This is a genomic window from Brevibacillus panacihumi W25 (assembly GCF_000503775.1).
In the GTDB taxonomy this organism is placed as follows: Bacteria; Bacillota; Bacilli; order Brevibacillales; family Brevibacillaceae; genus Brevibacillus; species Brevibacillus panacihumi_A.
Window position 1 is genome coordinate 1,078,534 of sequence record NZ_KI629785.1, and the last position, 24,789, is coordinate 1,103,322.

The window sequence follows — 24,789 nt, forward strand, 5'->3', positions numbered from 1 at the left end:
GCAACTGCCTGCCTCCAACACCTCCTACATTCAGGCACACCTCCTTTGAAGCAGATTCGCTAGTCCACCATTTGCAAATATTCTGATATCATCAGCGGCGCCCCGGTTTTCGTGACGACCTCTTCCAAAGAATAGGGGTACATGACCTCTGTCAGACACAAGCCTTGCTTGGTCACTTTCATTACAGCCCTTTCGGTGATGATCATGTCGACACAGCTTTTCGCTGACAAGGGCAACTCGCACTCCCTGAGGATTTTCGGTTCATTCCTTTCGTTGAGGTGACTCATCAGTACAATCACCTTTTTTGCGTAACGGGCCAATTCCGGTCCACCACCAATTCCGTAGACGCGTTTGCCGGGCACGATCCAGTTCGCCAAATCCCCTCGTTGACTTACCTGCAAAGCACCTAAAAATGCCACATCTACTCTCCCGCTGCGCACCATGCCATACGCAATAGAGCTGTCGAAGAAGGAAGCCCCGGAGTGAAGCGTGACAGGCGTCCCTCCTGCGTTTGAGAGATGCGCGTTTTCCTCGCCTTGAACGGGGAACGGCCCTACTCCCAAGATTCCGTTGACCGAGTGAAACATAACGTTCCATTCACTCGGCAGAAAGTCGGCTACCAGTTCAGGGATGCCGATACCCAAATTCACCGTCATACCTGGAAGAATCTCGCGTGCTGCCCGGCGAGCAATCATGTTTCGCTGATCGATCTGAAGCCCCATTCTCCCATCCCTCCGCTTGTTCGCACGATATAGTTTACGAAAATGCCGGGAGTGACAATGTGCTCTGGATTCAGCTCTCCCGCTGGCAGGATCTCCTCCACCTCTGCGATCGTGATCTTTCCAGCCATGGCAACCAATGGATTGATATTGCGAGCTGCCTTCTCATAGATGAGATTTCCGTAGGTATCCGCCTGCTTGGCATACACGATTCCTACATCTGCGGTCAGGGCTGGTTCGATGACATAGTTTTTCCCTGCGTACCTGACGAGTTGCTCCTGTTGGCTTGGGCCAATTCCCACGTCCGGCTCGACGAGAATGGCAGGAAGCCCGACTCCGCCTGCTCTAATCTTTTCAGCCAAAATCCCCTGCGGATAAAATAAGACCTCGAGCTTCCCTTCCATCATCTGTCGTCCAGCATCTGGATTGGAGCCGATGTGAGTCGTGAGCAGCCGCTTCACTCTCTCGTGGGAAATAAGCCTGCCAACTCCCTGATCAGCAAATCCGGCATCATTGCCAATCAGCGTCAGATCTTGCATTCCTTTTTGCAGGATCCTATCAATCAGGCTGACAGGCGTACCAATCCCTCCGAACCCTCCGACCATTAAACGAATGCCGTCTCGAATTTGATCTACGGCTTCTTCTATCGAGATTAGTTTTGAGACCATGGTTCCATTCCTTATCATTCGTTATCGTTTGTAAGGGCACCTCACGTCCTTCCTTAAAGAAGCAAGCTTTATGCCAACAAAGAAAGACGTTTATACCGGGCCTGAAATCTTTCGTGGTCTTCGTATTGAGTTGAAATCGACTCAAACGGGATTTTACTTTTCTGATAATGCAATCTTTTCAGTCGAATCGATTTCGAATCACTTGTTTTCAAAATCGATTCAGTTTACAATTTTGATGGACCATATCCTCGATGAGTTGGAGGCTTTCAAAAATGGAGAAAGATGCAGAAATTTTCGCCATGTTTCAAACCAGCCGTTTCATCGACATTTTTAATGCCTTAGCCGACGGGATCTACATCTCGGATGCGCAGGGAACCACCATCTGGCTTAACAATGCCAGTGAAAACCTGTGCGGCTTGCCCAAATCACAGCTCATCGGACAAAATGTGGCCGACCTGGAAGCGCTTGGGATCTTTAATCCGTCCGTCACGAGACTTGTCATGGAAAGCGGAAAAACCACCACGACGATCCAACTCGTCAACAATAAAGGCAAATTCCTCGTCACAGGCCACATCATACCGGACGAGTCAGGAAACCCGGACCTGATCGTCTCCCACTCTCGCGACATTACAGAGGCAGCACGGGCCAGTTCGCAATTGGAGGAGACCAGCGCGCTTCTGAAGCGATACAGCGAGGAAATCCAACTCATGAAACGGGAAGCAAACCAGAACCTTTCCCGGACGGTAATTGGCAACAGTCGGGCCTATCTTGCCTTGCTTGACCTGATCAAAAAGGCAGCAGTCGCAGACACTACCGCCCTGATTACCGGAGAGACAGGGGTGGGCAAAAGCTATCTCGCCGAACAAATTCACCAGCTTAGCGAACGCTGTGCCGCTCCATTCATCCACGTCAATTGTAGTGCCATCCCCGAAACCCTGCTGGAGTCTGAACTGTTTGGCTACCAAAAAGGCGCATTTACCGGAGCCAATCATTCAGGCAAGCTGGGGCTTGTCAAAATGGCGGACAAAGGCACCCTGTTTCTCGATGAAATCAGCGATCTTCCCTACCACCTTCAGTCTAAATTGCTATTGCTTTTGCAAAATAAAACCTTCATGCCGATTGGCGGAACCAAAACGTACACCGCCGATATACGGATCATTGCCGCCACCAACGCCAATTTGCTGGATCTGGTACGTCAAGGGAAATTCCGACATGATCTTTACTATCGTCTCAATATTCTGCCAATCAATGTTCCGGCACTCCGTGAGCGAAAGGAAGATATTTTCCCGCTGCTTCACCACAACTTGAAGAAATTTAATGCCAAGCATAATCAGAAGCGGCGTTTCTCTGCTGAAGTCCTAGACCGCTTGCATCACTACGAGTGGCCCGGGAACGTGCGTGAGTTGGAGAATCTTGTAGAGCGGATCGTCATCACCTCGAAGCTGGACGAGATCTTGATTACCGACTTGCCGGAGGAATTGCGCAATATGGGGGAAAATGAAGATCATCTGCTCACAATCGGCGGTCATCTTTCGTTGAATGAGAGGCTGGAAAAGATCGAGCTGGAGATCATCACACATGCACTGAAACAGCATAAAACCACCCGCAAGACGGCCGCTGCATTGGGCATTACCCAATCTCTACTCATGCGGCGCATCAAGAAATACGGGATCGCGGTTGATCATTCTGGAGATGGGAGCTTTGACGACCCTCTCTTCAAGCTGTAGTGGAGGCGAGGAAAAAGAGATGAACCGCCCCTATCGCCGAGGCGGATTCATCTCCCTTCCCTCCTATTTTCCAATTCCTGTATATACCCCAATGGCATCTCGCAAAAATTCCGCTGCTCCTGGCTGCACAGCGTCGTAATACGCATTGAAGCGTTCATCCTCCACGTACATCTGCGCCAATCCGGCATGTGCTTCCTTGCTGTATTCATTCCAGGTGAAGCTCAGCCATTGCCGGTGCAGGTCTGCTGCCTTCTGTGCTTCTTCGCTAGCAGGATCTCCTTTTTGGAGGGCAGCACCCAGCGCGGCGAGGACCTCGTTTTCCAAGCGCTTCATCTCGTCATATTGCTCGGCTGTCATTCCCATAAGCTTTTGATTGGATCGGTCCACGACGTCATCTCCGTACTTTTCCCGTATTTCTTTTCCGTACTTCTGCTCATTTTCTTCCACTAATTTTTGCGTAAACCCGGCAAATTTCTCTTGATCCGTCATCATCGTTCTCCCCTCTTTCTGAGCGATTGTCTTCTCCACGGTGGCAATCAAGGCATCCAACTGCTTCCTTCTGTCCAGAAGCTGTTGGTAATGCTCCTTAAGCGCCTTGTTCTCGTCGAAGGTTGGCGAGTTGATCAGCTCCTTGATCTGATTCAGCGGCAGACCGAGCTCGCGGTAAAACATGATTTGCTGCAATTTATCAACCTCTGCCTGGCCGTAGATCCGATAGCCGGAGGAGTTGATTCTCGCTGGCTCCAGGATCCCGATCTGGTCGTAATAACGCAGCGTGCGCGTACTGATTCCCGCCAGCCGTCCCAGCTTCTGCACGGTGTATTCCACTGTCTTCACCTCCCGACAATTTCACTTTACAGATTGACGTAATGTCAATGTCAACACGATTTTATTTTTTCCACGGTGGAGATTTTTCTCAAAAAGAAAAGAGCATTCGAGGTGGAGTTGCGACTCCTCGATTGCTCTATATGGTAAGGGTTAGTTTATTTACAGATTGCCGCGCAGCTCCTGCTCGCGCTCCAGCGCTTCAAACAGGGCTTTGAAATTGCCGTTGCCAAAGCCGCGCGCGCCTTTGCGCTGAATGATTTCAATAAATAGTGTCGGACGGTCCACGATCGGTTTGCTGAAGAGCTGCAGCAGGTAGCCTTCATCGTCTTTGTCCACCAGGACCTTCAGCTTTTTCAAGGTTTCTACGTCTTCGTCGATCTCGCCGACGCGGTCCTTGAGCTCCTCGTAGTACGTATCCGGTACAGAGAGGAAATCCACTCCGTTGGCGCGCAGCTTGGTGACCGTATCGATAATGTCGTTGGTCAGGATCGCGATATGCTGGACGCCTGGACCTTTGTAGAACTCCAGGAATTCCTGAATTTGCGATTTGCGGCGTCCTTCTGCCGGCTCGTTGATCGGGAATTTGATTCTGCCTGTCCCGCTCTGCATGACTTTGGACATCAGCGCAGAATACTCGGTGGAGATGTCGTCATCGCTGAAATTTTGCACCGCCGTAAAGCCCATTACTTTTTCGTAATAGGAGACCCATTCGTCCATTACTTCAACATTGCCGACGATGTGGTCAATACCGATCAAGCCTGTGCTCTCGCTGGCCACCGGAGATTCATAGGCGACATAACCGGGGAAGAATGGTCCGTTGTAGTTCTTCCGTTCGATGAAGGAGTGAACATTCTCTCCATAGGTGCCAATCACCGCTTTTTTGATGGTGCCGAACTCATCCGAATATTCAGTCGGCTCCATGATCGGAATAGCCCCGCGCGAAATCGCCTCTCGATACGCCTGTTCGCAGTCATCCACGCGCAGCGCCACGTCCTTTACCCCGTCACCGTGCTTTTTCACGAAATCAGCGATGGGATGGTCTGGCGTCAGGGCCCCACTAATTACAAATGTCATGTGTTTTTGTTTCAACACATACGACACTTTGTCCCGTGAACCAGTTTCTAATCCAGCGTAAGCCACTGCTTGAAACCCGAAAGCCTTCGTAAAGTAATGCATCGCTTGTTTTGCATTGCCGGTGTAAAACTCCAGGTAGTCCCAGTCTTGAATCGGAAAGAAATCGGTGTTGGCCTTGCTCATAGATAACCCTCCATTATCCTTGTCATATTTGGGATTTTCAGGATGACTGATTCGTTACTTAGAGAATATATGGAAAGCGTTTTCTTTCGCAAGAACACCAACCACCGCGAAAACGCAACAACGCTTTTATTGCTTAAAGCATTTGGTACAATGAAGGAAACGACTGGATGAAAGGGGCTTATGCGAAATGCGTGATTGGAATGAAAAAACGGCGAAGACCTTTGACCATATGGCGGAAGAATGGAGCCGGAAGAGCGATGACATGTGGGAGACGGGCAGCCGCAAGACGATACTTCCCCTGTTCATGCGTCACGTTCCGCCCATGTTTGGTCCCGTCCTGGACGCAGGGTGTGGTGACGGCTATGCGAGCTGGAGGCTGGCAACAGATGGCTATCAGGTAGAAGGCGTGGACATTGCCGGGGAAATGATTCGTCTGGCCCAGCAGCGAGCTGAGAAAATGGGTTTCAAAATCCGCTTCCAGACGGGAGACATTAGCAATCTTCCTTTCGCGGATCAGACGTTTGCCGGCATCCTCTCCATCAACGTCATCGAATTCACCCCGTCTCCACTGAAGACGCTCCGGGAATTGCATCGCCTTTTACGACCGGGTGGCGTCTTGGTTGCAGGCATTTTGGGGCCGACTGCCGGACCGCGCGGACACAGCTACCGCAGGCTCTATGACGAGACGACCATTCAAAATACCATGATGCCGTGGGAAGCCAAGCAGTTGGCAATCGAGAATGGCTTTGAGCTCCTGGAGGAAGAGCCTGTCTACAAAGAAGGAGTTCCTTCCGAGCTGGCTGACCGCCTGCCTGTAGATTTGCAGGAGGCGTTGAGCTTTTTGACGCTGTTTGTTTTGAGAAAGAAATAGTCTGGGTGTACAGGAGGAATCGCGGGATGCTTCCACTGGAGACGATCTTGCAGGATAACCAGGTTGAATACGAAATCATTCAGCACACTGCCACGATTCGGACTGCAAAAGAAGGGGCTGCTCTGCTGGGCATCGAAATCGGACAGACAGCTCCTACTCTTGTCCTTCGGTCCGAAAAAGCGTTTTTTGCCTTGATCCTTTCCGGAGCTCGCGGTCGCATTAATATGGATGATATTTCCAGTTTGCTGGACAGCGAAAAGCTGAAGATGGCTGCCCCGGAAGAAGTAAAGCAGGTTACGGGCTGCACTGTAGGCAGCGTTCCGCTTGTCGGCCACTCTTTGCCTTGCATCATGGACCGGATGTTGTCCCATCATCCCTTTGTCTACGGCGGGACGGGCAGCCCAACTTCCACGCTTAAAATCAAGCCGGCTGATCTGGAACGGGTCAATCACGTGGTGGCTTTTTTCGAGTAGTCAGTCCCTCATAACAATGCAAAAAAAACAAGCAGGCGCATCGGTCTGATTCATGACCGATCCCTGCTTGTTTGGCTTATTTTATCTTCACATACGGTATATTGTTGCGCACGATCCAATCCCACTTGCTTGCCATCAATTGCGCAATCACAGGCTCTTCCTGACCGTAGATCTCCTTGTAGAGCTGCTGCGTTTCCAGCAAATCGTTATAGGTGAGATATGGATAGTCGGGGCGGGCAAATGTACCGTCCGGATAGTAGGCATAGTGGAGGTCTCCGTTCGGAAGGATCCACTTCTTCCCGAGCTGGACAACTCCCGCCAGCATGATATCAGCCAAATCCTTGTCTTCAGGTCGGCCAAACACTTGATAAAAGCTGTACAGGTAGTTGATCTCCGCAAGCTGATGGTTGAGTGAGACATGCGTATCCTTATGCGGCTGCGTCGAGGCGTAATCTGCCACCAGCCAGCCTGTCTGGCCTTCTACGGTATAGTGGTTTGCTTGTGCATGCTGGTGAAAATAATCTGCATATTTGCGCGCAGATTCGCAAAAGTCCGGCTCGTCATATCTCTTGCAGCCCTCCAGCATTTTTTCGGCTGCACCTGTGTTAAACCGCGTATCATAAAAGCCGGCTGGAATTTGGTAATCGTCACGCAGCCATTGGGACATCGGCAAGGTTTTCCAATGCCCGTCTGGCTCCTGCTGCTCCAGGCTGGTTCTCAGCATGACGTAGGCCATATGCTCTGCCGCCTTGCCGCCGCCCGTAAATAATAACGAGTGCAGGATGTAATTATCCGGGATGCGCCAGAATCCATTTTCTGCTGTCGGCTCATAGGTGCTTGGGCTCTTGTAATGATAGCCATTGTATAGCCATTTGGCGTTCTGCGTGAGATCACGTGAGAGCCAGATTTGCTCCATTGAGCCCTCTCTCCATTGGATCAACGGCTCCTTCGACTCCATCGCCCAGATTTCACTGACATATCCTGCTCGCTTGGGCAAGCGGATTTCCAGGGTGATGCCTCGAGAAGTCTGCACCACTTCGATGGGTATCTCCATTCCGGGCATGGCTTCGACCGTTCCATTTCCCAGTTCCCTATAGACGATCGGTTCCCCGATCCATATGTACTTTCCTGCTGCCTCGATGAATCCAGGAGCAACAGGTAGTGTCTTCACTTCCTGCAGATTTAGATGCCGCCAGTAAGGCTTTTTGTCCTCCCCGCTGGAGAGCTCCCGGTAACGAAACGCAGCGAATTCCTCTCGCAGCGGAATCCTGATCGAATAGGGCTCTTCATCAGCCTCCGCCGTCACTTGGTGCATCCAGTACGTTGTTCCGTCCTCAAACTCAAATTCCCTTTTTTTCAATATGGCACTGCCATCTATATCCAAGGTATCGCGTTGGATCGGTTTTTTCGGATTGGCATTGGTTGGAACATTTACAGTGAAAATTCCCGCAGCTGCTACAACAAGCACAGCAAGCAAAAACAAAATACGTCGTGACATGTCACTTCTCCTTTCGCAAGAAGTTGGTTGGCCTGTCGTGGAGCAGACATTAATAGGGACGTCACAGCTTGCAGGAATGTTTCACTTGGGTTATTTTTGCCACTTTGAACCCGATCGACTATACTCGGGAGGAAAGGAAGATGCGGATGATAGGAAAAAAACGAGGAAAGCGCAAATGGCTGGTTCTTTTTTTGGTAGTTATCGCGTTTGTCTATGTAAACAACAGCTCGTATTTGGCTCAGCGGCATGACGAAAAGCCGCTTCTGCTCGCCCATCGCGGCTTGGCCCAGACCTTCGATTTGGAAGGCGTGAAAAATGATACCTGTACCGCTACTCGTATCCATAAACCAGAGCATCCCTACCTGGAAAACACCCTGGCGTCGATGGAGGCGGCATTTCTGGCTGGCGCGGATCTCGTAGAATTCGATATCAAGCCGACCAAGGATGGGCAGTTCGCCGTCTTCCATGATTGGACTCTCGATTGCCGAACCAACGGGCAGGGGACAGCCAGCGATTATACGATGGCAGAACTGAAGCAATTGGACGTAGGCTACGGATACACCTCTGACGTAGGAAAAACCTATCCCTTCCGCGGCAAGGGAGTGGGCCTGATGCCATCGATGGATGAAGTCCTGGCCCGTTTCCCTGACAAATCGTTTTTGATTCACATCAAAAGCAATGACCCCGCAGAAGGAGAGCTGCTGGCCCGGCACTTGGCTGCACTCCCGGAACAACGATTGGCGCAACTGACCGTCTACGGCGGAGATGAGCCGATCGCTGCCTTGAAGGAAAAGCTCCCTGCCGTCAGGGTGATGTCCATGGCGACGATGAAAAGCGGCCTCATTCCCTACATATTGATCGGCTGGACGGGATATGTTCCCGATGCGTTGCGCCATACACAGGTACATATTCCCGAAAAAATAGCCCCTTGGCTATGGGGTTTTCCCCATCGCTTTCAGGAGCGGATGGATCGTGCCGACACGCGAGTGGTTCTCGTCGGCGGCGACGGCAGTGATTTTTCCAGCGGATTTGATACGGCTGAGGATGTGAAGCGCCTCCCGCCCGGTTTTTCCGGCTTGATTTGGACGAACCGGATTGATCGAATCGCTCCGTTGTACGGGAAGGAATAGGCTATTTGTTCTCTTCTATTTTGCCTTCCAGCCATTCGACTGGGGTGTCCTGGCCTCGCACCCAATCGGCAAAATTCAGCGTAAAGAAGCGCTCTCCCTGTGCAAGAACAGTGACGATCCTCGCATCTTGATAGGCGTAGGAGAACGTGTGCAGCGTCCCGAACAAATCGGCATAATCTCGAAAAAAGAGCGGCGACTCTTTATCCTTGAAGAGCTGAACCATTTCGTCTTGCGTATAGGCTTTGTCTTGCAGCCCCTGCATATAGGCATTTCGCTTGACAGAGCCGGCGATGATCGAACGGTTTTTCGGAGCGAGCAGATCGGTTTGGAAGTGATTGACGCAGGACAATAGCGCTGCGTCTCGTCTGACCTGGATGCCCTCGGGACTTGCCTCGACGACGGCTAGATCGCCGCTTTTGTCCCCGATGGAGAAGTTGTAGCAAGCGGCATGAGGCAGCTCTTGTAACAGCTGGATCGCATCCTCCACATTCTGGCAGGTGTCCAGGACCATCCGAACCGCTGTCCATGCCGAGATTCCGCGCGTATAGCCCGCATTGCTGACAAAGTGAAGGCCGATCACCAGCCCGTGTTCATTGACGCCGTCATGCCTCCCGATCAGCTGCAGATTATAGCCTGCCGTGGCAAATGCCTGATCCGGCTGCAGCAGGCTGAAAAATCCATCATAGAAGTCTGGGGAAAAATCATAGTTGCGCACGTAATAGTCGCGGGTCAGAATAGCGGAACACCCCATCGCCTCGGTCTTCGGCACGTCATAACCACCAAAACGCGCGCAGACCTGTCCCCAAGTGAGCTCCAATCCTTCCGCAAGCCCTCTCAATTCCTCCAATACATGCGGGGCAAACGCAGTGTAGATCGATTCCATCGCTTGCACATCGATCTGATCCCTCGTTATTTTTTCAAAGGTCTGTACAATCGGATTATGTCTCGCCTGCTGGCCCAGCGTTTTTCCGATTTCATAAGACGATCCTCTATGCTGGAGGACCTTTACCTGAAAGTGCTGCATGAAAATCACCTCTCCAGATTACAAATATGGGAAATTGTCTCAACCAAGGGTGTCAAAAAGGACGAGCATCATCTTCTCGTCCCTTCCGAAAAAAATTATGATTGCAACAACTTCTGCACTTGCGCTGCGCTCGCCTGAATCTGCTCTTCCACCTGATTGGATTGGTTTATAAGCTGTTCGTTCTCTTCGCGCCATGCGTCCAGCAGGCTGTTCGCAGCAGTCAGTTCATGAGAGACCCCATCGGCAAACTCCTTCTGTTGATGGATAATTTGGATCACATCCGTTACTTGGGCCTGCACATCCGCAAATGCCTGGACAATGCCATCCATTTTATCCGAAGCTTCCTTGCTGAGCGTAAGGCCGTTTCTGATCGCCTGACTATTTTGATCACTGTTGGCCAATGCGTCTTTGGTTTCTTCCTGAATTTTGCCAATCAGCTCGGCAATATGTTTCGTGGAGTTCGCTGTCATCTCCGCCAGCTTGCGCACCTCGTCAGCTACCACGGCAAACCCTCTGCCCTGCTCTCCTGCGCGAGCGGCTTCGATCGCAGCATTGAGTGCCAACAAATTGGTCTGGTTGGCAATATCACTGATGACCTGAACGATGCTGGTGATCTCGGACGAACGCTCCTCCAGTCTGCTCATGGAGAGGGTGGTATTCGTCGATTGCTGGTCGAGCAGCGTCATGACCTCTACTACCTCGTTCATCGCTTTCTTGCCTTCCCCTGCGCGTTCAACCGATTGCTGGCAGATGGTTTGCAGCTGTTCGCCCCGGCTGTGGAGCTGACCTGCTGATTGATCATCCTTTTCATTGATCTGCGAAATGTTGGCGACAATCTGGCTCATCTGATTCCCCAGCATCTCGATTTTCCCATACTGCTGGTGAAGGGATGTATTGTGCGCCAAAATGTCTCCCAGTTGTTCATAAATGGTTTGCAATTCTCCCTGCAAGAACGCCTCTTGGTCTGGCTGTACCGCTTCTACAGCCGCTTCTGCCGTCGCAACTGCACCAGCTTCCATATTCCCTTTGCTCTTCTTCCAGAACATCTCCAATCCTCTCCTCTATCCGATCGGTTTATCTTCTCGATGTGCGAAACTGCGTGATTCCATAATTCCCGGATGCTGTTTCGCCAACAGTAGCAGGTTTTCCAAGTAATAATAATGGCCCTCTAAAATCTCCACGTCTTTGCGCTCGAAATGTTTCGCCTGCAAGTACTGCTGCATCTCCCAGGCGTAACGCTCCAGCTTGTCATGAAAGTCGTTGGCGCGGATCATTTGCTCCACTTCAGGGTACGCTTGCTTCAACCGGACGATCTCGCTGTAGACCTTGCTGCCTTCCAAAATCATCTGGTAGGCCGCTCGTTCCAAGGAGGCCAGTGAAGCCGCTTTTTCCTCCTCACGCTGCTGGCGCAATGCTGACAAGTACGTGATAAAATGATAGACAGTGAGAAACAAAGGACCTAAAAATAGGATGATTCCTGCTTTGTAGACATGCTGATTGGATAGATTGCTGATTAGCAGGAACAGATGAAACAGGATTGCTCCAAGCCAGGCGTAGATAATGACTTGGTGATTGATCGCGCCTGCCGTTTCCTGACGGGAAAAAACAAAGGTTAAACCCAGCAGGTAAAAGGCAAGCAGGGTAAAACTGGCTGAAAACAAGGCCATCTCCATTTCTTGCAGCCAGCCAGCTTCTACCGGGATCTCGATAAAAAACTCGAAGGCTAGCACCAAGAGTGAGAAAAGCAACCCCATAATCCAAAAGCGGCTGACATCAGAGTCGTTTCTCCGTCTGGAGCGATATCGTTCCGCGCGGGTCCCTTTCATAATCCTTCTCACCTCAAAAGCTATGATTCGCCATTGTTCTACATTATTCCTTTCTCGGCGACCAGAATTTGACAAGGAGGCTTTCATGACCCCACAACTTCCATCCGCATTTACGCAGCGCATGCAATCGTTGCTGCAGCATGACTTCGAGGCTTTCCTCGACTCCTATCGCGGGGAAGCTTTCCACGGTTTGCGCGTCAACACTCTGAAGGTAGCCCTGGAATCATTTCGCCAGATCTCCCCCTTTCCACTCGACCCGATTTCCTGGTGTCCGCAAGGCTTCCGCTACCCCGACGAAGTGCGTCCCGGCAAGCATCCCTATCACGCCTGCGGGCTTTACTACCTGCAAGAGCCCAGCGCGATGTCCCCGGCCGAGGCGTTGGGAGCACAGCCCGGCGAACGGATTCTTGACCTGTGCGCTGCACCGGGAGGGAAATCGACCCAACTCGCCGCAGCACTGCGCGGGGAAGGACTGCTCATCGCCAACGAGATCCATCCGCAGCGCGCCCGTATCCTGGCGGAAAATCTGGAGCGCTGCGCGGTTCGCAATGCCGTCGTCACCAATGAAACGCCGGAGAGATTGCAGGAGCGCTTCCCCCAGTTTTTTGACCGCATTCTGGTAGATGCCCCCTGCTCGGGAGAAGGGATGTTTCGCAAGCTGCCGGAAGCCATCACGGACTGGTCAGAGGAGAAGGTCGCAGAGTGCCATCGCATGCAAATCGACATCCTCGACGCGGCAGCAGGGATGCTCAAGCCCGGGGGCACCTTGGTCTACTCCACTTGCACCTTCGCGCCATTGGAGAATGAACAGAGCATCACGAGCTTTCTTGCCAGACATCCCGAGTTTTCACTCATCGCTTTGCCCCATCACGAATGCTTTGCACCCGGAAATCCGGAATGGGCAGAACCTTCATTGGCAGACTTGCAGATGACCGCTAGACTGTGGCCGCACAAGCTGGAGGGAGAAGGACATTTTTTAGCCAAGTTAAAAAAAGACGAACAGCATGCGGAAGAGCTGTCCAAACCCAAACGAAAGGAAAAACGCAACGGTAAAGCGCTGCCTGCCGGTAAAAAAGAAGCCTTGGCCGTATGGCGCAGCTTCGCAGATGAGATCATGCCGCAGGCCGCTAGCCAGTACAGCGACGAATCCGCCTTTCTTCTCTTTGGCGAACAGCTTTATTACTCTCCTGCACCCGAACTCGACTGGGATGGCATCAAGGTCCTGCGCATAGGCCTTCACCTGGGAACCGTCAAGAAAAACAGACTGGAGCCAGGACATGCTCTTGCTCTCGCCTTGTCTGCCGAAGAGGTGGCTCGACTCGCAACCTATCAAGCTGATGATCCAGAAATCATCCGCTATTTGCGCGGCGAAGCACTTCTTCGGGAAGGTCCTCCAGGATGGACGCTCGTGACTGTAGACGGGTATTCCATCGGCTGGGGCAAGCAAGCAGACGGTCAACTGAAGAACCACTACCCCAAAGGGCTGCGCTGGCTCTAAGCCAAACCTGTGCCTCTGGCAAGAAATCTAGAAAAGTCCACGTCCTGCAGATCCGATCATATCTGTGAGGTGGACTTTTTCTTTCTTCGTCATGATCTCCTGTGGACATCCTGATCGACTACCGTCAATGACCCCGATTTGATAAAGCGGAGAATCTTGGAAATCGAAATGCCCGTCGCGTTTGCAATCTGCATCGCATTGGAATTCGGGTAGGTCTTGACGTAATTTCGAATCAATTGATATTCGTCGTAGTCATTCTGCCCGCAAACGGAACAGATCAAATCTTTGGCATTCATGGGACTTCCACATTTCAGGCACGATTCCATCTCAGTTTCTCCTCATACCTTGTACACAGGCTTGCCTGGCACATAGGGTTTTCTCTCCTTTACTAGTACCCAGTTTCGGGCATGAGCAAAACCTACTTTCAGCCAATCAGTCCTTTTTGCAAAAGAAGAAGCGCAAAACCGATCAGCAATACGCCCACCAACTGATCCAATCGGCGGATCCACGAGGGTCTGAGGATGCCAGAGAGCCAGCGTCCGCACATTGCCACCATCGTCAAAAAGAAGACAGTCGCTGCGATGCATCCGACAGCAAAGCCCGCCAGTGACAGATGATCTGACAGGGTTTGGGAAGCCATCATGGAGCCGAACACACCAGCCCAAAAGATGATCGTCAACGGATTCGTCAGCGTCAATCCGATTCCATACCAAAAGCTCCCCTGTCCCTTCTCCTCGCCGCGGACAGGCGGCTCCGCTTCCTTGCGCTGCTCCTCTTCCGGTTTCGCGCGGAAGCTGCTCATGCCAAACCAAATCAGCGTTGCCCCTCCTGCGATCAGGACGAGGGTTTGGACCCAATCGATCTGCAGCAGTGCTGTAAGACCGCCGATAGCAGCCAGCATATAGAGCGCATCGGCGCAAGCCACACCCCACACCATCCAGATGGCTTCCCGCATGCCGTGCGTAAGAGAGCGCCGCCATACCGCCAGGCACACCGGCCCCACAGAGAGCTGCAGCAGCATGCCAAACAAGAATCCTTCCCAGATGACCATTCCGGTCACATCTCCTCTTTCATCGTTGACAGCACGATCATGGTATTGGTTTTCGCTACCCCTTCTACCCGCTTGATCTGTTCCGAGATCAGAAGCTCCAGCTCACTGGTGTTTTTCAATGCGACTTTGAGCAGATAGTCATAGGAGCCTGCGATGTGGTGGCATTCCCGTACGCTTGGCGTCTGGGCGATCATCTCCCGAAAGCCTGCCACATGCTCTGGCTTCTCCAGCTGCACCATGATAAACGCGAGCAGGTGAAGTCCAATCTGTTCCCGATTGACACGCACGGTAAATTTATCGATGATCTGCGCTTCTTCCAGTTTGCGAATTCGCTCCGAGACGGCGGGAACGGATAAATGGACGTGTTTTCCGATCTCTGAGCTGGTCATTCGCCCGTTCGCCCCCAACAACTCCAAGATCTTTTCGTCAATCTGATCCACACGGTTTCCCTCCTTTGGGAACATTATACTGGAAAATGAAATAAATAAATGAATTCTTGGTTAATACGAAAATTTATTATGTATTTTTCCTATTTACTTTAAATTGTATTGCTCCATCTTTTTCAGCAGTAACGTTCTTTTTATTTTTTAACTCGAAGGAGGGAGCATGAGGCATGGCCTTTGACCAACTGTAGCGGCTGGGCGGAAAAAGGGGAAAACGCTCCAGGTTAGTTGGATCTTCGCTGTGGGTATCACTGGCCGGCTACACTCCAAAGGCGGAACCGCGGCCAAAAGCAGCCGACTTCGAAGAAGCGGTTCAGGGTTGGCCGCTGAATGCGTGTTCCGCCTTTTCCGTTTCGCCTGGGTCAAGATTCCAAATACCTTCGCTGGTTTTCCCCTTTTTCCTCGACCAGCTTGGCCTGGTCCTCCCACATTTTGTAGGCTTCTCATGGGGCATTTTGAACTTCGAACATTTTCGAAAGGTTTTCCCACAACTTATAAAATCCAATCTGGTATGAAAAAAGGACCCGACATCTGTCAGATCCAATTTTTATTAACTATTTCCACAAGCCTCTCGTTATTTTGTCTGCGGCAATCCGTACTTGGGTTCCCCCAGCAAAGGCGTAGACAGCACGTAGATGCCGTGGTTGGAGAAGGCCCACACCAGATTGCGGTCCCATTCCACGAAAATGCTGTGGACAGGATTGGAGTGTTCACTCGTTTCAAATCCGCTGCCATCGTTGCTCAAATACTCTCCCGACATCTTGGGTACGAAATAAGCGCCGATGGTCGGTTTTTTGAGGTCTTTCAGAGCAAAGATTTGCACCCCGGCATTGTAGAAGGCATACGGCATGATCAATGGATTCGGTGTTCCCGGCTGAATCGCCGCATAACCGCTGCGCTTGGGTCCGAAGCTGCCGCGACGCTGGCAGTAATCCGTAAATGGGGCATTTTCCGGCGGAGTCGGCCTTGGCAAGACATAAGCGATTTTCGGATGGAGCGGGTCGCGCACGTCGATGGCATAGATGTCCTTGTACGGCTCATGACAATCTTCTCCCAAAGGATAGCCGCTGTAGTACACCATTCCTGTCTTCTCTACCTTGGTCACATCGATGTTGTCCCCTTCCGTTCCGCTCACGCTGACGGGCATGTCGATATGGGATACAGCCTTCATATTGGCCGGATCAGAAATATCCACGATCCAGAAACCGAAGCCGCCCATTGCCGCATATCCGTATTTTCCGCCCTCTTCGACCGGCTTCGGAATGAACAGCGGCATCCTAGCTCCCATCCAGCTCGTTTTGTTGCCGGCACGCAGATTCTTGTTGTACTCCTTTTCCTCTCCTTTGCGTTGCCCGGGAACCCACCATGTAGACAGGCGCTTCGGCTTGGTTGGATCGGAAATGTCAAACGCCATCTGGCCTGCTGAATACAGGTAGCTCTTGTACTCGGTGTTGGAGAAGCTGTCGTCCGGAGCTCCTGCAAGGAATAGATACTTGCCGCCATCGTATACGGGAACATCCAGTCCGCCGGAGCCTTGCTGGACGTCATCTGTCGCATCCGCGTTCGGATCGAGCGCTGTCTCAGAGAGCAGCTTCCAGTCTGTCCACAGCGGGCTTGTCACTTCATAGATTCGGAAGCCGCGGAGCATTTTGCGGTTTTTGATCGCCTCGATTTCCTCAGGATTCGTATACTTGTTGGACAAAACGCCATAGCGCGGCACTTCATAGACCTGCACGGCAATCGTTTTGCCCAGCTCCTTGTTGTACTTCACAGTAAACGGTCCGAATTGGTGCTCGACTTTGGTATCAAAGCTTTTGTATGCGATGCGCTTCGCGTTTCTCGGATCTGTAATATCAAACACGTTGTACATCGTCGTTTCATAGTCGTACAAATAGCGCCGTCCCTGCCAGTCGAAGGTAGCCTGCCAGCTATGGCCCCATCCTGCTACGTACGGATAGAATCCCTCCACTTTCATATTTTTGATGTACTGGTTCTGATCCAGGTACGGCAGGCTTCCGTTAAAGGGCTGCGGCCCTTCATTGTCCGGCGTCGCTTGCGGGTGGGTAAATGTCCCTGATTTACGATCGTATCCCCACGTACCGGGTGCTGGCTCTGTAGGCTCTCCCGGCAAAAGCTTGCGTTCCTCCGTTGAATAAGGGGCTGGCGCATCAGGAGCATTTGCATTAAGTCCAGTCCGCGGCGCTGTGAACACCTCCGATTGCTTGGCCGCCTCGGCATTCACGGTGGAAAACGGCAGCACTGCACTTACAGCCAGCGCGGTTGCCAGCGCCATCCCTGCCAGGCGTTTCCTTCTCTCTTTTTTCATCGACCCAATCCCTCCAGACATTCATTTTCAATCAAGCCGTATGCATGATCTGGATGCTTATGAAGGTATGTCCTTGTTGCTGCTTTGCTGGGCTGAAGCTTCGTAGGCTGCTGGATTCGCCTTTTTCCAAATGAAGTAGGCAATGGAGATCAGGATGAGCAGCGGAAAGCCCATGGTCAGGGTGTCTTTAAACTCCGGTTGGAACCATGTGGAGAGGACCACGCAAGCCAAAAGCGCCGCGCCAAAGATCGTCAGGTACGGATAGCCGATCATCCTTACAGGGAGCTTCCTGCCGCCCATTTGCTCCCATTTGCGGCGGAAGAACAGATGCGTGACAAAGATCATAAACCACGCAAACATCGCCCCAAAGCTGGACAGTGAAATCATCACGACAAAGGATTGATCCGGAGCAACGATGTTGATGTAGGAGGCAATCGCAATTCCGATGGTCGATAAAGCAAGCGCTTTCAAAGGAACGCCCTTTTTACTCAGATCGCCTAGCTTGGCAGGAGCGAAGCCAGCGCTTCGCCGGCGCTGACAGCGATCATCTCAATACTCAAGTAGCTGAACAAAGAAATGAAAATGGCAATCCACATGCCCCATAGACCATTCGGGAAAAATCCGCCGTTGTTGGTGAAGTTCTGCGGTCCGATCTCCGGGTTGCTGCTGCCGAATACAACATAGGCTCCAAATACGATAAACAGGATGATAGCCGCTACTTTAATCATGGAGAACCAGTACTCGACACTGCCGAATAAATGGACGCTCGTCGCATTGACGTAAATCAATACAGCGGAAAAGATCGCGATCCACACGATGGCAGGAACATCGGGGAACCAGTATTTCATATAGACGGACATAGCTGATACTTCCGTCCCGATGGCACACACCAGAGAGAACCAATAGGCATACCGGACAGAAAAGCCTGCCCATGGGTTGATGTAACGCTCAGCATGCGCCCCGAAAGAGCCTGTCGTCGGATGCGCCACGGTCATCTCCGCGAGGCAGCCCATCAGCAGCAAAGCGATCACAGCCCCGATCAAATAGCTGACGATCACGCTCGGTCCGGCAAAGCCAATCGCCATCCCGCTGCCGAGAAACAATCCCGTACCGATCGCGCCGCCAATCGCGATCATGGCGAGCTGGCGGGTCGTTAATCCGCGCGTAAGCCCCTTTTCCCTTTCCATAATATCTGGAACGTTTGTTTTGTTTGACATGGAATAACCCCCTTTGACTTGGGCGCTAGGCGACGACCCCGCGCTTGTTTTCGAATTTTTCATACGTCTTCTCAAGCATGATCGTCTTCAGGATCTGCACGCTTTCCCAGACTTCTGTATACGTGGTGTAAAACGCAACCGGAGCCAGGCGAATGATGTTGGGAGCCCGGAAGTCCGGGATGACTCCTGCTTCTTTGAGAGCTCGGCAAATGCGAACCGCCTCCTCATGCTCCAGACTTACATGTCCTCCACGCCGATCGTCTTCCACGGGATTGGCCAGAGAAAAGCCCATCCCCGCCAGCTCGCTCTCGATCAAATCCATCATGTACCGCGTGATCTTGAGGGATTTTTCCCGGAGCTTTTCGACCGTCACTTCTTGAAACATCTCGAGCGACCCGATCAACGGTGCCACGCTAAAGATGTGCGGGGTCCCCGTCTGATACGCTCCCGCCGACTCGGCAACAGTCAGCATGTGCTCCATGTCAAACTGCTTATCCTTTCTGGAGCTGTACCAGCCCGCCAATCCGGGAACGGTACCGAAGTGCTTGCGATTGACATAAATGCTGCCCACGCCGCCTGGGCCTGCATTGACGTACTTGTAGTTGCACCAGTAAGCGAAATCCACCTCCCATTTGCTGAATTCATGCGGAATGGCTCCTACAGAATGACACCCATCAAAGCCGATCATGATGCCCCTCTCGTGCGCTGCTTTCGTCAGTCGCTCGATGTCAAGCAGTTGACCGCTGCGATAAAGCACGGTAGGCAGGACAACCAGTGCGACCTCCTCCGTCATCGCAGCGATGATGTCCTCTTCCTCCATCATGCGCCCGTCTCTTGAGGCGACCAGAATCAACTGCTCATCCGGATCCAGGCCTTTCAGCTTGATTTGGCTTTGCAGGGCGTAAATATCTGTAGGAAAATCAAGATCCGTGGCAATGATCTTGGTCTTATTCCCTTCCGGCCGATAAAAGGTTGCCGCCAGCTGATGCAGGTTCAAGGTGGTGGAGCCGGTCACGATGACTTCGTCCGGGTCAGCCCCTACCAGAGGTGCACTCATTTCCCCCAGTTTCTCCGACAGGAAAAACCATGGGTGCTTTCCTGTAGTCCAGCCTTCGATGCCAAGCGCCTTCCAGGAGTCAATCAGCTCCTGCAAGCTGCTCTCCGCTCGTCTGGACATCAGTCCCAGCGAGTTGCCGTCTAAGTAAATGCTTGGCAGCAAATAAAATTCATCGCGGTAGCTGGCAAGCGGATCGTTTGCGTCCAGCTCTTGCGCAAAGCTCTTCGTAAGTGGGACAGATGGTGTAGACATGGTACGTCGCCTCCTCAGTCTTAATTTTCTGTATATTCGTGCAATAATTAGGATTATAAAATGAATCCGACATGATGTATATATTTATTTCGATGATTTATTTCAAGTTTTAATAAGATATAGCAATCATAATGTAATGATTATAGACTTCATGTCGAATTTTAAATGGCATAACAAAAGCCTTGGTCCGTTATTCCAAGGAACCAAGGCTTTTAATCCAGGTAAATGGCGTCAACATACATCGTTGTTAACGTATGGGCAATTTCCTCCAAGGTATAATCATTTTTCTTGAATACAATCTCCCATTGGTACATTTCGTTCGAAAAAAACCAGCTGCGTGCGACCACCTCGGCTTTCAAATCCGTGCGAGCCAGCCCTTTTACTTGCGAATACGTAATATCCTTTGTAATGCTTTGAATAAACCTCTGTCGAATCTCCTCCCACTTTTGGTTGATCGTTTGGGAGAGTCCGATTGCTTCCGAAAAAACCTTCATGATTTCTCTTTCATTTTCCGCAATTTTCAAAAATTCCAATACTTGACCTTGAATGATCTGCTTTGCTTCTTCCCTTGTTGCCGGAAAAAAAGGCGTATGCGCGATCTCAAAAAATTGGTTCATGACATCTTCCATCAAAATGATGAGCAGATCATCTTTTCCTTTAAAATGACCATAAGCGGTCCCGTACCCTGTTTTTGCTTGCTCGATTATTTGCTTGATCGTTGTATTTTGAAAGCCTTCCTTCAAAAAGACATGATGTGCCGCGTTAATGATTTTATTTCGGGTTTTCATCGACCTTAAGTGCCGTCCATCTTCTATATTGATTTGGTGTTTCATGATTGCCCCACCTACTTCATTTATTCAATCATTAAATCCATTGGCTTCATCATACCATTTTTTTGATAAACTTTCATGGCCGCCTCTTCTTTCTGAATGTAAAAAAAACTGCCCATCACCCTGTTGGATGCATGGACAGTCGTCTGGTTATCCTCTTGTTTTTCCTCTGCCAGTGGACGGGCGTTTCGATTGGCCGAAGCCGCCTTTGCCCGCTTTCCCGCCTGCAGCCGGCTTCGGATTTTTTCCAGCCTTACGTGCAGCGATGGCTTCTGCTTTTTTGCGGTTTTTCTCGTATCTGGTTTGCAGCTCATCCAGTTCACGAGCCAGCTTTTTCTTGTAGCCAGGTTTTACCTTGGTCTTTTTCTTGATCGCTTCGCGAACAGGGGCAAATTCCTTGTCCTTTTCCTTCTTCTGCTCCTGCTGCTGTTGCTTGCGCAGCTCGACAAAATGAGCTTCCCGCTCTTCGGCGCGTTGCCGACGGCCTGCGTCCAGATGGCGGCCCGGCTGGAGAATTCGCTCCTCGATGTTTGCCTTCGTCGATTTGGCGAAGCGCGCCAGCAGGTTTTTCTGGCGAGGAGAGATCAGCGAGATCGCCTTGCCCTTCTGTCCCGCACGCCCTGTGCGCCCCACGCGGTGGATATAGCTCTCCACATCATTGGGCAGGTCGTAGTTGATGACATGAGTGACACCTTCTACATCGAGACCACGCGCAGCGATATCTGTCGCAATCAAATACTGAAAGCGAATCTCGCGGAACTGCTTCATCAATTGCTCCCGTTTGTTCTGCGACAAATCCCCGTACAGAGCCTGGGCTGAAAAACCGTTTTCCTGCAGACGCGCCGTCAATTGCTGAACGCGAACCTGCGTATTGGCGAAGACGATGGTCAGGTACGGCTGCTCTTGCTCCAGCACATCCACTAGCGCATCTGTCTTGTCGCTTTGGTTGACGACGTAGTAAAACTGCTCGATTTGCTCGACCGTTTTTTGCTTGCCCTCAATCTTCAAATGAGGCGGCTGCTTCATGAAGCGGTGCGCCAGCTTTTTCACCACATCCGGCATCGTCGCGGAGAACAGCAGCACCTGACGGGTGGACGGAGTCCCGATGATTACCTGCTCCACGTCCTCGAGAAAGCCCATCTCCATCATTTTATCCGCTTCATCCAGCACGAGGGTGGAGATGCGTCCAAAATGAAGGGAGCCGCGCTTCATATGATCCAGTACACGTCCCGGCGTACCGACTACGATATGAACGGTTTCCTTCAGCTTGGACAATTGTCTGTCGATGTCTGTTCCCCCATGCAGCGAGAGAACGTTGACGCCCATGTGCTTGCCGAGCTTCTCCACCTCTTTTGCAATCTGGATCGAAAGCTCCCGCGTCGGAGTCAGGACCAGCGCTTGAATATCACGTTTGCCCTCCTGCAAGCCATTCAGGATCGGCAGCATAAAAGCTGCGGTCTTGCCCGTCCCGGTCTGTGCTTGTCCGATCACATCTTTTCCTTCCAGGATAAGCGGAATCGCCTCTTCCTGGATCGGCGTTGGTTCTTTATAGTACAGGTCTTGAATCCCTTGCAACAGCTCAGGTCGAAAACCAAAAGACGCAAATGTTTTTGCCATGTATTGCCACTTCCTTTCACAAACGTGCCGATTCCTGCCACCGCATGCTGCATGGACAACCTGTGTGCCACATCGGCTACCTTTACCTTCATCCTTCCCATACTATATGAGTGAATACAAAAAAACAACAAAAGACAGGGAGAACCGGATGCTTTTTTGCATCGTCCCCCTGTCTTTTTGCCGATTATCATGATTACTTAGCCAATTCGTAGATCGCTTGGGCGTAAATCGCCGTCGCTTTGATCAGATCTTCCACCAGGATGTACTCGTCCCGCTGGTGTGCGCTGTCAGGACGTCCAGGAAACAACGGTCCAAAAGCAACTCCGACATCAAGGGATCGGCCGTAGGTAGCGCCCCCGATCGCAATGATTCCTGCCTCTTCCCCGGTCTGCTCAGTGTAGACGCGCTGCAGGGTCGTTACAAGCGGATGATTCGGGTCTACGCGGTGAGGCGGCAGATGCTCGACCACTTCCAAAGCGAAGGCACCCTCCTGCAATAGCCCTGTCAGGACACCCGACCATTCTTCAAAAGAAACCGAGTGCGGGTACCGGATATTCACTTGGATCAGTGCATCTCCGTCCGCTTGATACTCAAAAACCCCCGGATTGACGGTCAAGGCGCCCATCTCTGCATCTAGATGCGCGATTCCAAGCGCAGCGCCGTGATGCTCGTGGTGCAGGTAGCGATCAACAAACGACGTATACAGACTCGCCCGCTCGTCCAGAGACAGCGTACGCAAGAAATGAATCAGCTCTGTTCCGGCATTGACACCTTTTCCAGGGTCCATGCCATGCACGGATACGCCCTCCATCATGAGGACAACCTGTCCATTCCCTTCCTCTGCATGTCCAGTGCGCCCCGTTTCGCTTAGGTACTGGCGATAACGATCTGCGATCTGCGTTCCCGTCATCTGCAGTGGTTTCAAGACAGCCTCGGCTTTGTCAGGCACCATGTTCATCCTGCGTCCGGCGGTGAAGGAGACGAGGGCAGCCTCAGCCTGTGATGCAGCCGGAAGATTCAGAGCGCGAAAAGCCTCGATAGTTTGGCGCCATTTCAGATCCGTCAAGCCTTTCTCCGCATAAATCAGCGGAAAGTCCGCATCCGGGGTGAAGCCCATCGTCGGCATCTCTTCGGTCTGAAAATAGCGTTGGACGCATTTCCAGGAGGATTCTTCGTCCGTCCCAAAGATCAGGCGGACCCTCTTGGAGAGCGGCAACCCCAGCTCCAGCACCAGTTTTGCCGCAAAAATGGCAGCCATAGCAGGACCTTTGTCATCGATCGCCCCGCGCGCGACCAGCTTGCCGTCTACGATCTGCGCAGCATACGGCGGCGTGCTCCAGCCGTCCCCCTCCGGAACGACATCGACATGACAGAGAATTCCGATCAGCTCATCCCCGGCCCCGAATTCCGCGTGAGCCGCATAGCCATCGACGTCTTTGATAGTCATTCCGGCTTGGCGGCATACCTGCAAGGCAAAATCCAAGGCCTCGCGAATTCCTTCCCCAAAGGGTGCCCCCTCCCGTGCCGTCTCGGGATCAAGCACGCTTTTGATGCGCAAAAAGGCTTGCGCCGTCTCCAGCAGTTCCTCTTGCCGTTTTTGGGTCTGGGCAAGCCAGTCAATGTTTTTCGTCATTCGTTTCGATCCCTTCTTCCAGGTTCATTTCCTCGTATTCCTCATCAACATCCAGATCAATCTCTACCAGAGAGAGCAGCGAATCCATCGGCACTTCTTTTTGCGTAAATTCGGCTTGCGCTTCTTTGATTTCGTCGCGGATATTGTTCATCTCGCTGTCCAGCTTGTAGGAAGCCTTGGCTGCTTCTATGAGACGCTGGCGCACGTTGGAGGGGAGTATTCCCTCGTACTTGTAATTCAGCGAGTGTTCGATGGTCGCCCAGAAATTCATGCCCAATGTGCGAATCTGAATCTCTACGGGAATGGTGACCTGCCCATCCGCCATATTCAGCGGGTACTCGACTGCAAGATGATAGCCTCGGTATCCACTCTCTTTCGGCGTCGTGACATAGTCCTTTTCCAGATAGACTCGCATGTCCTGGCGCTTGCGAATCATCTCTACGACCGCCGGAATGTCCTCGATAAATTGGCAGATGACACGTACTCCCGCGATGTCCCGAATCTCCCAGCAGATGTTCTCGTCGATTGGAAATTGCAGTCGATTCGCCTTGTTGTAGTTGCTGGGGATCGATTTCACTCTCCCCATCGCAAATTCGATCGGGGAGTGCTCTTTTCTTTTACGCAACTCGTTGCGGATATTTTTCAGCTTTACCTTGATTTCTTCTACAGCTTGCTCGAACGGCAGCAGATATAGTTCCCAGTCTAGTTTGTGCACGCTTTCGTCCCTCCGCCCGGTTACTCCAACATCTTTATCATTCAACATTTTAATTCTGATATCCTCCCAAATAGGAAAAAGAGACCGTGGATCGGTCTCTTGATTGCAAGGTTTTCCCGCAGGAGATCC

Annotated in this window: 22 protein-coding genes and 1 pseudogene; 5 read left to right on the forward strand and 18 right to left on the reverse strand. The window is 51.7% G+C overall.

Annotated elements, in window-relative coordinates; translation table 11 throughout:
• Nucleotides 1-59 precede the first annotated feature (59 nt).
• Together T458_RS46235 and T458_RS46240 are read right to left on the reverse strand one after the other, a co-directional pair.
• Nucleotides 60-722: a 3-oxoacid CoA-transferase subunit B gene (locus tag T458_RS46235; RefSeq protein WP_023557899.1), complete on the reverse strand. Its 663-nt coding sequence runs from the start codon at nucleotides 720-722 to the stop codon at nucleotides 60-62.
• Nucleotides 692-1,387, reverse strand: a complete 696-nt coding sequence (locus tag T458_RS46240) for a CoA transferase subunit A (RefSeq protein ID WP_023557900.1) — start codon at nucleotides 1,385-1,387, stop codon at nucleotides 692-694. Before T458_RS46240 ends, T458_RS46235 begins: the two co-directional genes overlap by 31 nt.
• Before the next feature lie 272 nt (nucleotides 1,388-1,659).
• Between T458_RS46240 and T458_RS46245 the strand changes: the two genes are divergently transcribed.
• Nucleotides 1,660-3,114, forward strand: a complete 1,455-nt coding sequence (locus T458_RS46245; protein WP_023557901.1) for a sigma-54 interaction domain-containing protein — start codon at nucleotides 1,660-1,662, stop codon at nucleotides 3,112-3,114.
• A gap of 63 nt (nucleotides 3,115-3,177) precedes the next feature.
• On the opposite strand, the gene T458_RS46250 is transcribed toward T458_RS46245, so the two are convergent.
• The gene (locus T458_RS46250) at nucleotides 3,178-3,942 is read right to left on the reverse strand and encodes a MerR family transcriptional regulator (RefSeq protein ID WP_023557902.1); all 765 of its coding nucleotides are present in this window, start codon (nucleotides 3,940-3,942) and stop codon (nucleotides 3,178-3,180) included.
• Nucleotides 3,943-4,101: 159 nt separating this feature from the next.
• A complete protein-coding gene (hppD, locus tag T458_RS46255; RefSeq protein ID WP_023557903.1) occupies nucleotides 4,102-5,199 on the reverse strand; it encodes a 4-hydroxyphenylpyruvate dioxygenase in 1,098 nt (365 codons plus the stop codon).
• Nucleotides 5,200-5,386: 187 nt separating this feature from the next.
• Between hppD and T458_RS46260 the strand changes: the two genes are divergently transcribed.
• Together T458_RS46260 and T458_RS46265 are read left to right on the forward strand one after the other, a co-directional pair.
• Complete coding sequence (locus T458_RS46260; protein ID WP_023557904.1) at nucleotides 5,387-6,070, forward strand: class I SAM-dependent methyltransferase; 684 nt, start codon at nucleotides 5,387-5,389, stop codon at nucleotides 6,068-6,070.
• A 26-nt stretch (nucleotides 6,071-6,096) separates the two neighbouring features.
• Nucleotides 6,097-6,543 (forward strand): aminoacyl-tRNA deacylase, encoded by a 447-nt coding sequence (locus T458_RS46265; RefSeq protein ID WP_023557905.1) that lies wholly within the window; start codon nucleotides 6,097-6,099, stop codon nucleotides 6,541-6,543.
• Between the two features lie 76 nt (nucleotides 6,544-6,619).
• Here the strand turns inward: T458_RS46265 and T458_RS46270 are convergent, their stop codons facing one another.
• On the reverse strand, nucleotides 6,620-8,041 hold the full coding sequence (locus T458_RS46270) for a hypothetical protein (RefSeq protein ID WP_023557906.1): 1,422 nt from the start codon (nucleotides 8,039-8,041) through the stop codon (nucleotides 6,620-6,622).
• Between the two features lie 140 nt (nucleotides 8,042-8,181).
• Between T458_RS46270 and T458_RS46275 the strand changes: the two genes are divergently transcribed.
• The gene (locus tag T458_RS46275; RefSeq protein ID WP_023557907.1) at nucleotides 8,182-9,171 is read left to right on the forward strand and encodes a glycerophosphodiester phosphodiesterase family protein; all 990 of its coding nucleotides are present in this window, start codon (nucleotides 8,182-8,184) and stop codon (nucleotides 9,169-9,171) included.
• Nucleotide 9,172: 1 nt separating this feature from the next.
• Here T458_RS46275 and T458_RS46280 read toward each other — a convergent pair whose 3' ends face one another.
• The 3 genes from T458_RS46280 to T458_RS46290 all read right to left on the reverse strand — a co-directional run bounded on the left by T458_RS46280 (nucleotide 9,173) and on the right by T458_RS46290 (nucleotide 12,021).
• Nucleotides 9,173-10,195 (reverse strand): C45 family autoproteolytic acyltransferase/hydrolase, encoded by a 1,023-nt coding sequence (locus tag T458_RS46280; protein WP_023557908.1) that lies wholly within the window; start codon nucleotides 10,193-10,195, stop codon nucleotides 9,173-9,175.
• Nucleotides 10,196-10,290: 95 nt separating this feature from the next.
• Nucleotides 10,291-11,241, reverse strand: a complete 951-nt coding sequence (locus tag T458_RS46285) for a methyl-accepting chemotaxis protein (RefSeq protein ID WP_023557909.1) — start codon at nucleotides 11,239-11,241, stop codon at nucleotides 10,291-10,293.
• A gap of 15 nt (nucleotides 11,242-11,256) precedes the next feature.
• Entirely contained in the window at nucleotides 11,257-12,021 is a 765-nt protein-coding gene (locus tag T458_RS46290) for a hypothetical protein (RefSeq protein ID WP_023557910.1), read from the reverse strand.
• 85 nt (nucleotides 12,022-12,106) lie between these two features.
• On the opposite strand from T458_RS46290, the gene T458_RS46295 reads away from it, so the two are divergent.
• Nucleotides 12,107-13,519 carry an RsmF rRNA methyltransferase first C-terminal domain-containing protein gene (locus tag T458_RS46295; RefSeq protein ID WP_023557911.1) on the forward strand — a complete coding sequence of 471 codons (1,413 nt, stop codon included), beginning with the start codon at nucleotides 12,107-12,109 and terminating at the stop codon, nucleotides 13,517-13,519.
• Between the two features lie 89 nt (nucleotides 13,520-13,608).
• Here the strand turns inward: T458_RS46295 and T458_RS46300 are convergent, their stop codons facing one another.
• From T458_RS46300 to T458_RS46345, 10 genes and pseudogenes are all read right to left on the reverse strand, one after another.
• Nucleotides 13,609-13,845: a hypothetical protein gene (locus T458_RS46300; protein ID WP_023557912.1), complete on the reverse strand. Its 237-nt coding sequence runs from the start codon at nucleotides 13,843-13,845 to the stop codon at nucleotides 13,609-13,611.
• A 98-nt stretch (nucleotides 13,846-13,943) separates the two neighbouring features.
• Complete coding sequence (locus tag T458_RS46305) at nucleotides 13,944-14,570, reverse strand: LysE family translocator (RefSeq protein WP_023557913.1); 627 nt, start codon at nucleotides 14,568-14,570, stop codon at nucleotides 13,944-13,946.
• 5 nt (nucleotides 14,571-14,575) lie between these two features.
• Nucleotides 14,576-15,010: an Lrp/AsnC family transcriptional regulator gene (locus tag T458_RS46310; protein WP_023557914.1), complete on the reverse strand. Its 435-nt coding sequence runs from the start codon at nucleotides 15,008-15,010 to the stop codon at nucleotides 14,576-14,578.
• Between the two features lie 577 nt (nucleotides 15,011-15,587).
• Nucleotides 15,588-17,339: an LVIVD repeat-containing protein gene (locus T458_RS46315; RefSeq protein WP_023557915.1), complete on the reverse strand. Its 1,752-nt coding sequence runs from the start codon at nucleotides 17,337-17,339 to the stop codon at nucleotides 15,588-15,590.
• 57 nt (nucleotides 17,340-17,396) lie between these two features.
• A pseudogene (locus T458_RS46320) lies at nucleotides 17,397-18,556 on the reverse strand (amino acid permease).
• 25 nt (nucleotides 18,557-18,581) lie between these two features.
• Entirely contained in the window at nucleotides 18,582-19,865 is a 1,284-nt protein-coding gene (kynU, locus tag T458_RS46325; protein WP_023557916.1) for a kynureninase, read from the reverse strand.
• Between the two features lie 212 nt (nucleotides 19,866-20,077).
• Nucleotides 20,078-20,698, reverse strand: a complete 621-nt coding sequence (locus T458_RS46330) for a TetR/AcrR family transcriptional regulator (protein ID WP_023557917.1) — start codon at nucleotides 20,696-20,698, stop codon at nucleotides 20,078-20,080.
• Between the two features lie 147 nt (nucleotides 20,699-20,845).
• Entirely contained in the window at nucleotides 20,846-22,312 is a 1,467-nt protein-coding gene (locus T458_RS46335; RefSeq protein ID WP_023557919.1) for a DEAD/DEAH box helicase, read from the reverse strand.
• 193 nt (nucleotides 22,313-22,505) lie between these two features.
• A complete protein-coding gene (gene pepV, locus T458_RS46340) occupies nucleotides 22,506-23,945 on the reverse strand; it encodes a dipeptidase PepV (protein ID WP_023557920.1) in 1,440 nt (479 codons plus the stop codon).
• The gene (locus T458_RS46345) at nucleotides 23,929-24,660 is read right to left on the reverse strand and encodes a GTP pyrophosphokinase (RefSeq protein ID WP_031306006.1); all 732 of its coding nucleotides are present in this window, start codon (nucleotides 24,658-24,660) and stop codon (nucleotides 23,929-23,931) included. The genes pepV and T458_RS46345 overlap by 17 nt, the downstream gene beginning before the upstream one ends.
• Nucleotides 24,661-24,789 lie beyond the last annotated feature (129 nt).

Excerpts from the sequence above, each read along its gene's own strand:
- T458_RS46235 (WP_023557899.1), bottom strand. The coding sequence starts at position 722 with ATGGGGCTTCAGATCGATCAGCGAAACATGATTGCTCGCCGGGCAGCA.
- T458_RS46240 (WP_023557900.1), bottom strand. The coding sequence starts at position 1,387 with ATGGTCTCAAAACTAATCTCGATAGAAGAAGCCGTAGATCAAATTCGA.
- T458_RS46245 (WP_023557901.1), top strand. The coding sequence starts at position 1,660 with ATGGAGAAAGATGCAGAAATTTTCGCCATGTTTCAAACCAGCCGTTTC.
- hppD (WP_023557903.1), bottom strand. The coding sequence starts at position 5,199 with ATGAGCAAGGCCAACACCGATTTCTTTCCGATTCAAGACTGGGACTAC.
- T458_RS46260 (WP_023557904.1), top strand. The coding sequence starts at position 5,387 with ATGCGTGATTGGAATGAAAAAACGGCGAAGACCTTTGACCATATGGCG.
- T458_RS46265 (WP_023557905.1), top strand. The coding sequence starts at position 6,097 with ATGCTTCCACTGGAGACGATCTTGCAGGATAACCAGGTTGAATACGAA.
- T458_RS46270 (WP_023557906.1), bottom strand. The coding sequence starts at position 8,041 with ATGTCACGACGTATTTTGTTTTTGCTTGCTGTGCTTGTTGTAGCAGCT.
- T458_RS46275 (WP_023557907.1), top strand. The coding sequence starts at position 8,182 with ATGCGGATGATAGGAAAAAAACGAGGAAAGCGCAAATGGCTGGTTCTT.
- T458_RS46280 (WP_023557908.1), bottom strand. The coding sequence starts at position 10,195 with ATGCAGCACTTTCAGGTAAAGGTCCTCCAGCATAGAGGATCGTCTTAT.
- T458_RS46285 (WP_023557909.1), bottom strand. The coding sequence starts at position 11,241 with ATGTTCTGGAAGAAGAGCAAAGGGAATATGGAAGCTGGTGCAGTTGCG.
- T458_RS46290 (WP_023557910.1), bottom strand. The coding sequence starts at position 12,021 with ATGAAAGGGACCCGCGCGGAACGATATCGCTCCAGACGGAGAAACGAC.
- T458_RS46295 (WP_023557911.1), top strand. The coding sequence starts at position 12,107 with ATGACCCCACAACTTCCATCCGCATTTACGCAGCGCATGCAATCGTTG.
- T458_RS46300 (WP_023557912.1), bottom strand. The coding sequence starts at position 13,845 with ATGGAATCGTGCCTGAAATGTGGAAGTCCCATGAATGCCAAAGATTTG.
- T458_RS46305 (WP_023557913.1), bottom strand. The coding sequence starts at position 14,570 with ATGGTCATCTGGGAAGGATTCTTGTTTGGCATGCTGCTGCAGCTCTCT.
- T458_RS46315 (WP_023557915.1), bottom strand. The coding sequence starts at position 17,339 with ATGAAAAAAGAGAGAAGGAAACGCCTGGCAGGGATGGCGCTGGCAACC.
- kynU (WP_023557916.1), bottom strand. The coding sequence starts at position 19,865 with ATGTCTACACCATCTGTCCCACTTACGAAGAGCTTTGCGCAAGAGCTG.
- T458_RS46330 (WP_023557917.1), bottom strand. The coding sequence starts at position 20,698 with ATGAAACACCAAATCAATATAGAAGATGGACGGCACTTAAGGTCGATG.
- T458_RS46335 (WP_023557919.1), bottom strand. The coding sequence starts at position 22,312 with ATGGCAAAAACATTTGCGTCTTTTGGTTTTCGACCTGAGCTGTTGCAA.
- pepV (WP_023557920.1), bottom strand. The coding sequence starts at position 23,945 with ATGACGAAAAACATTGACTGGCTTGCCCAGACCCAAAAACGGCAAGAG.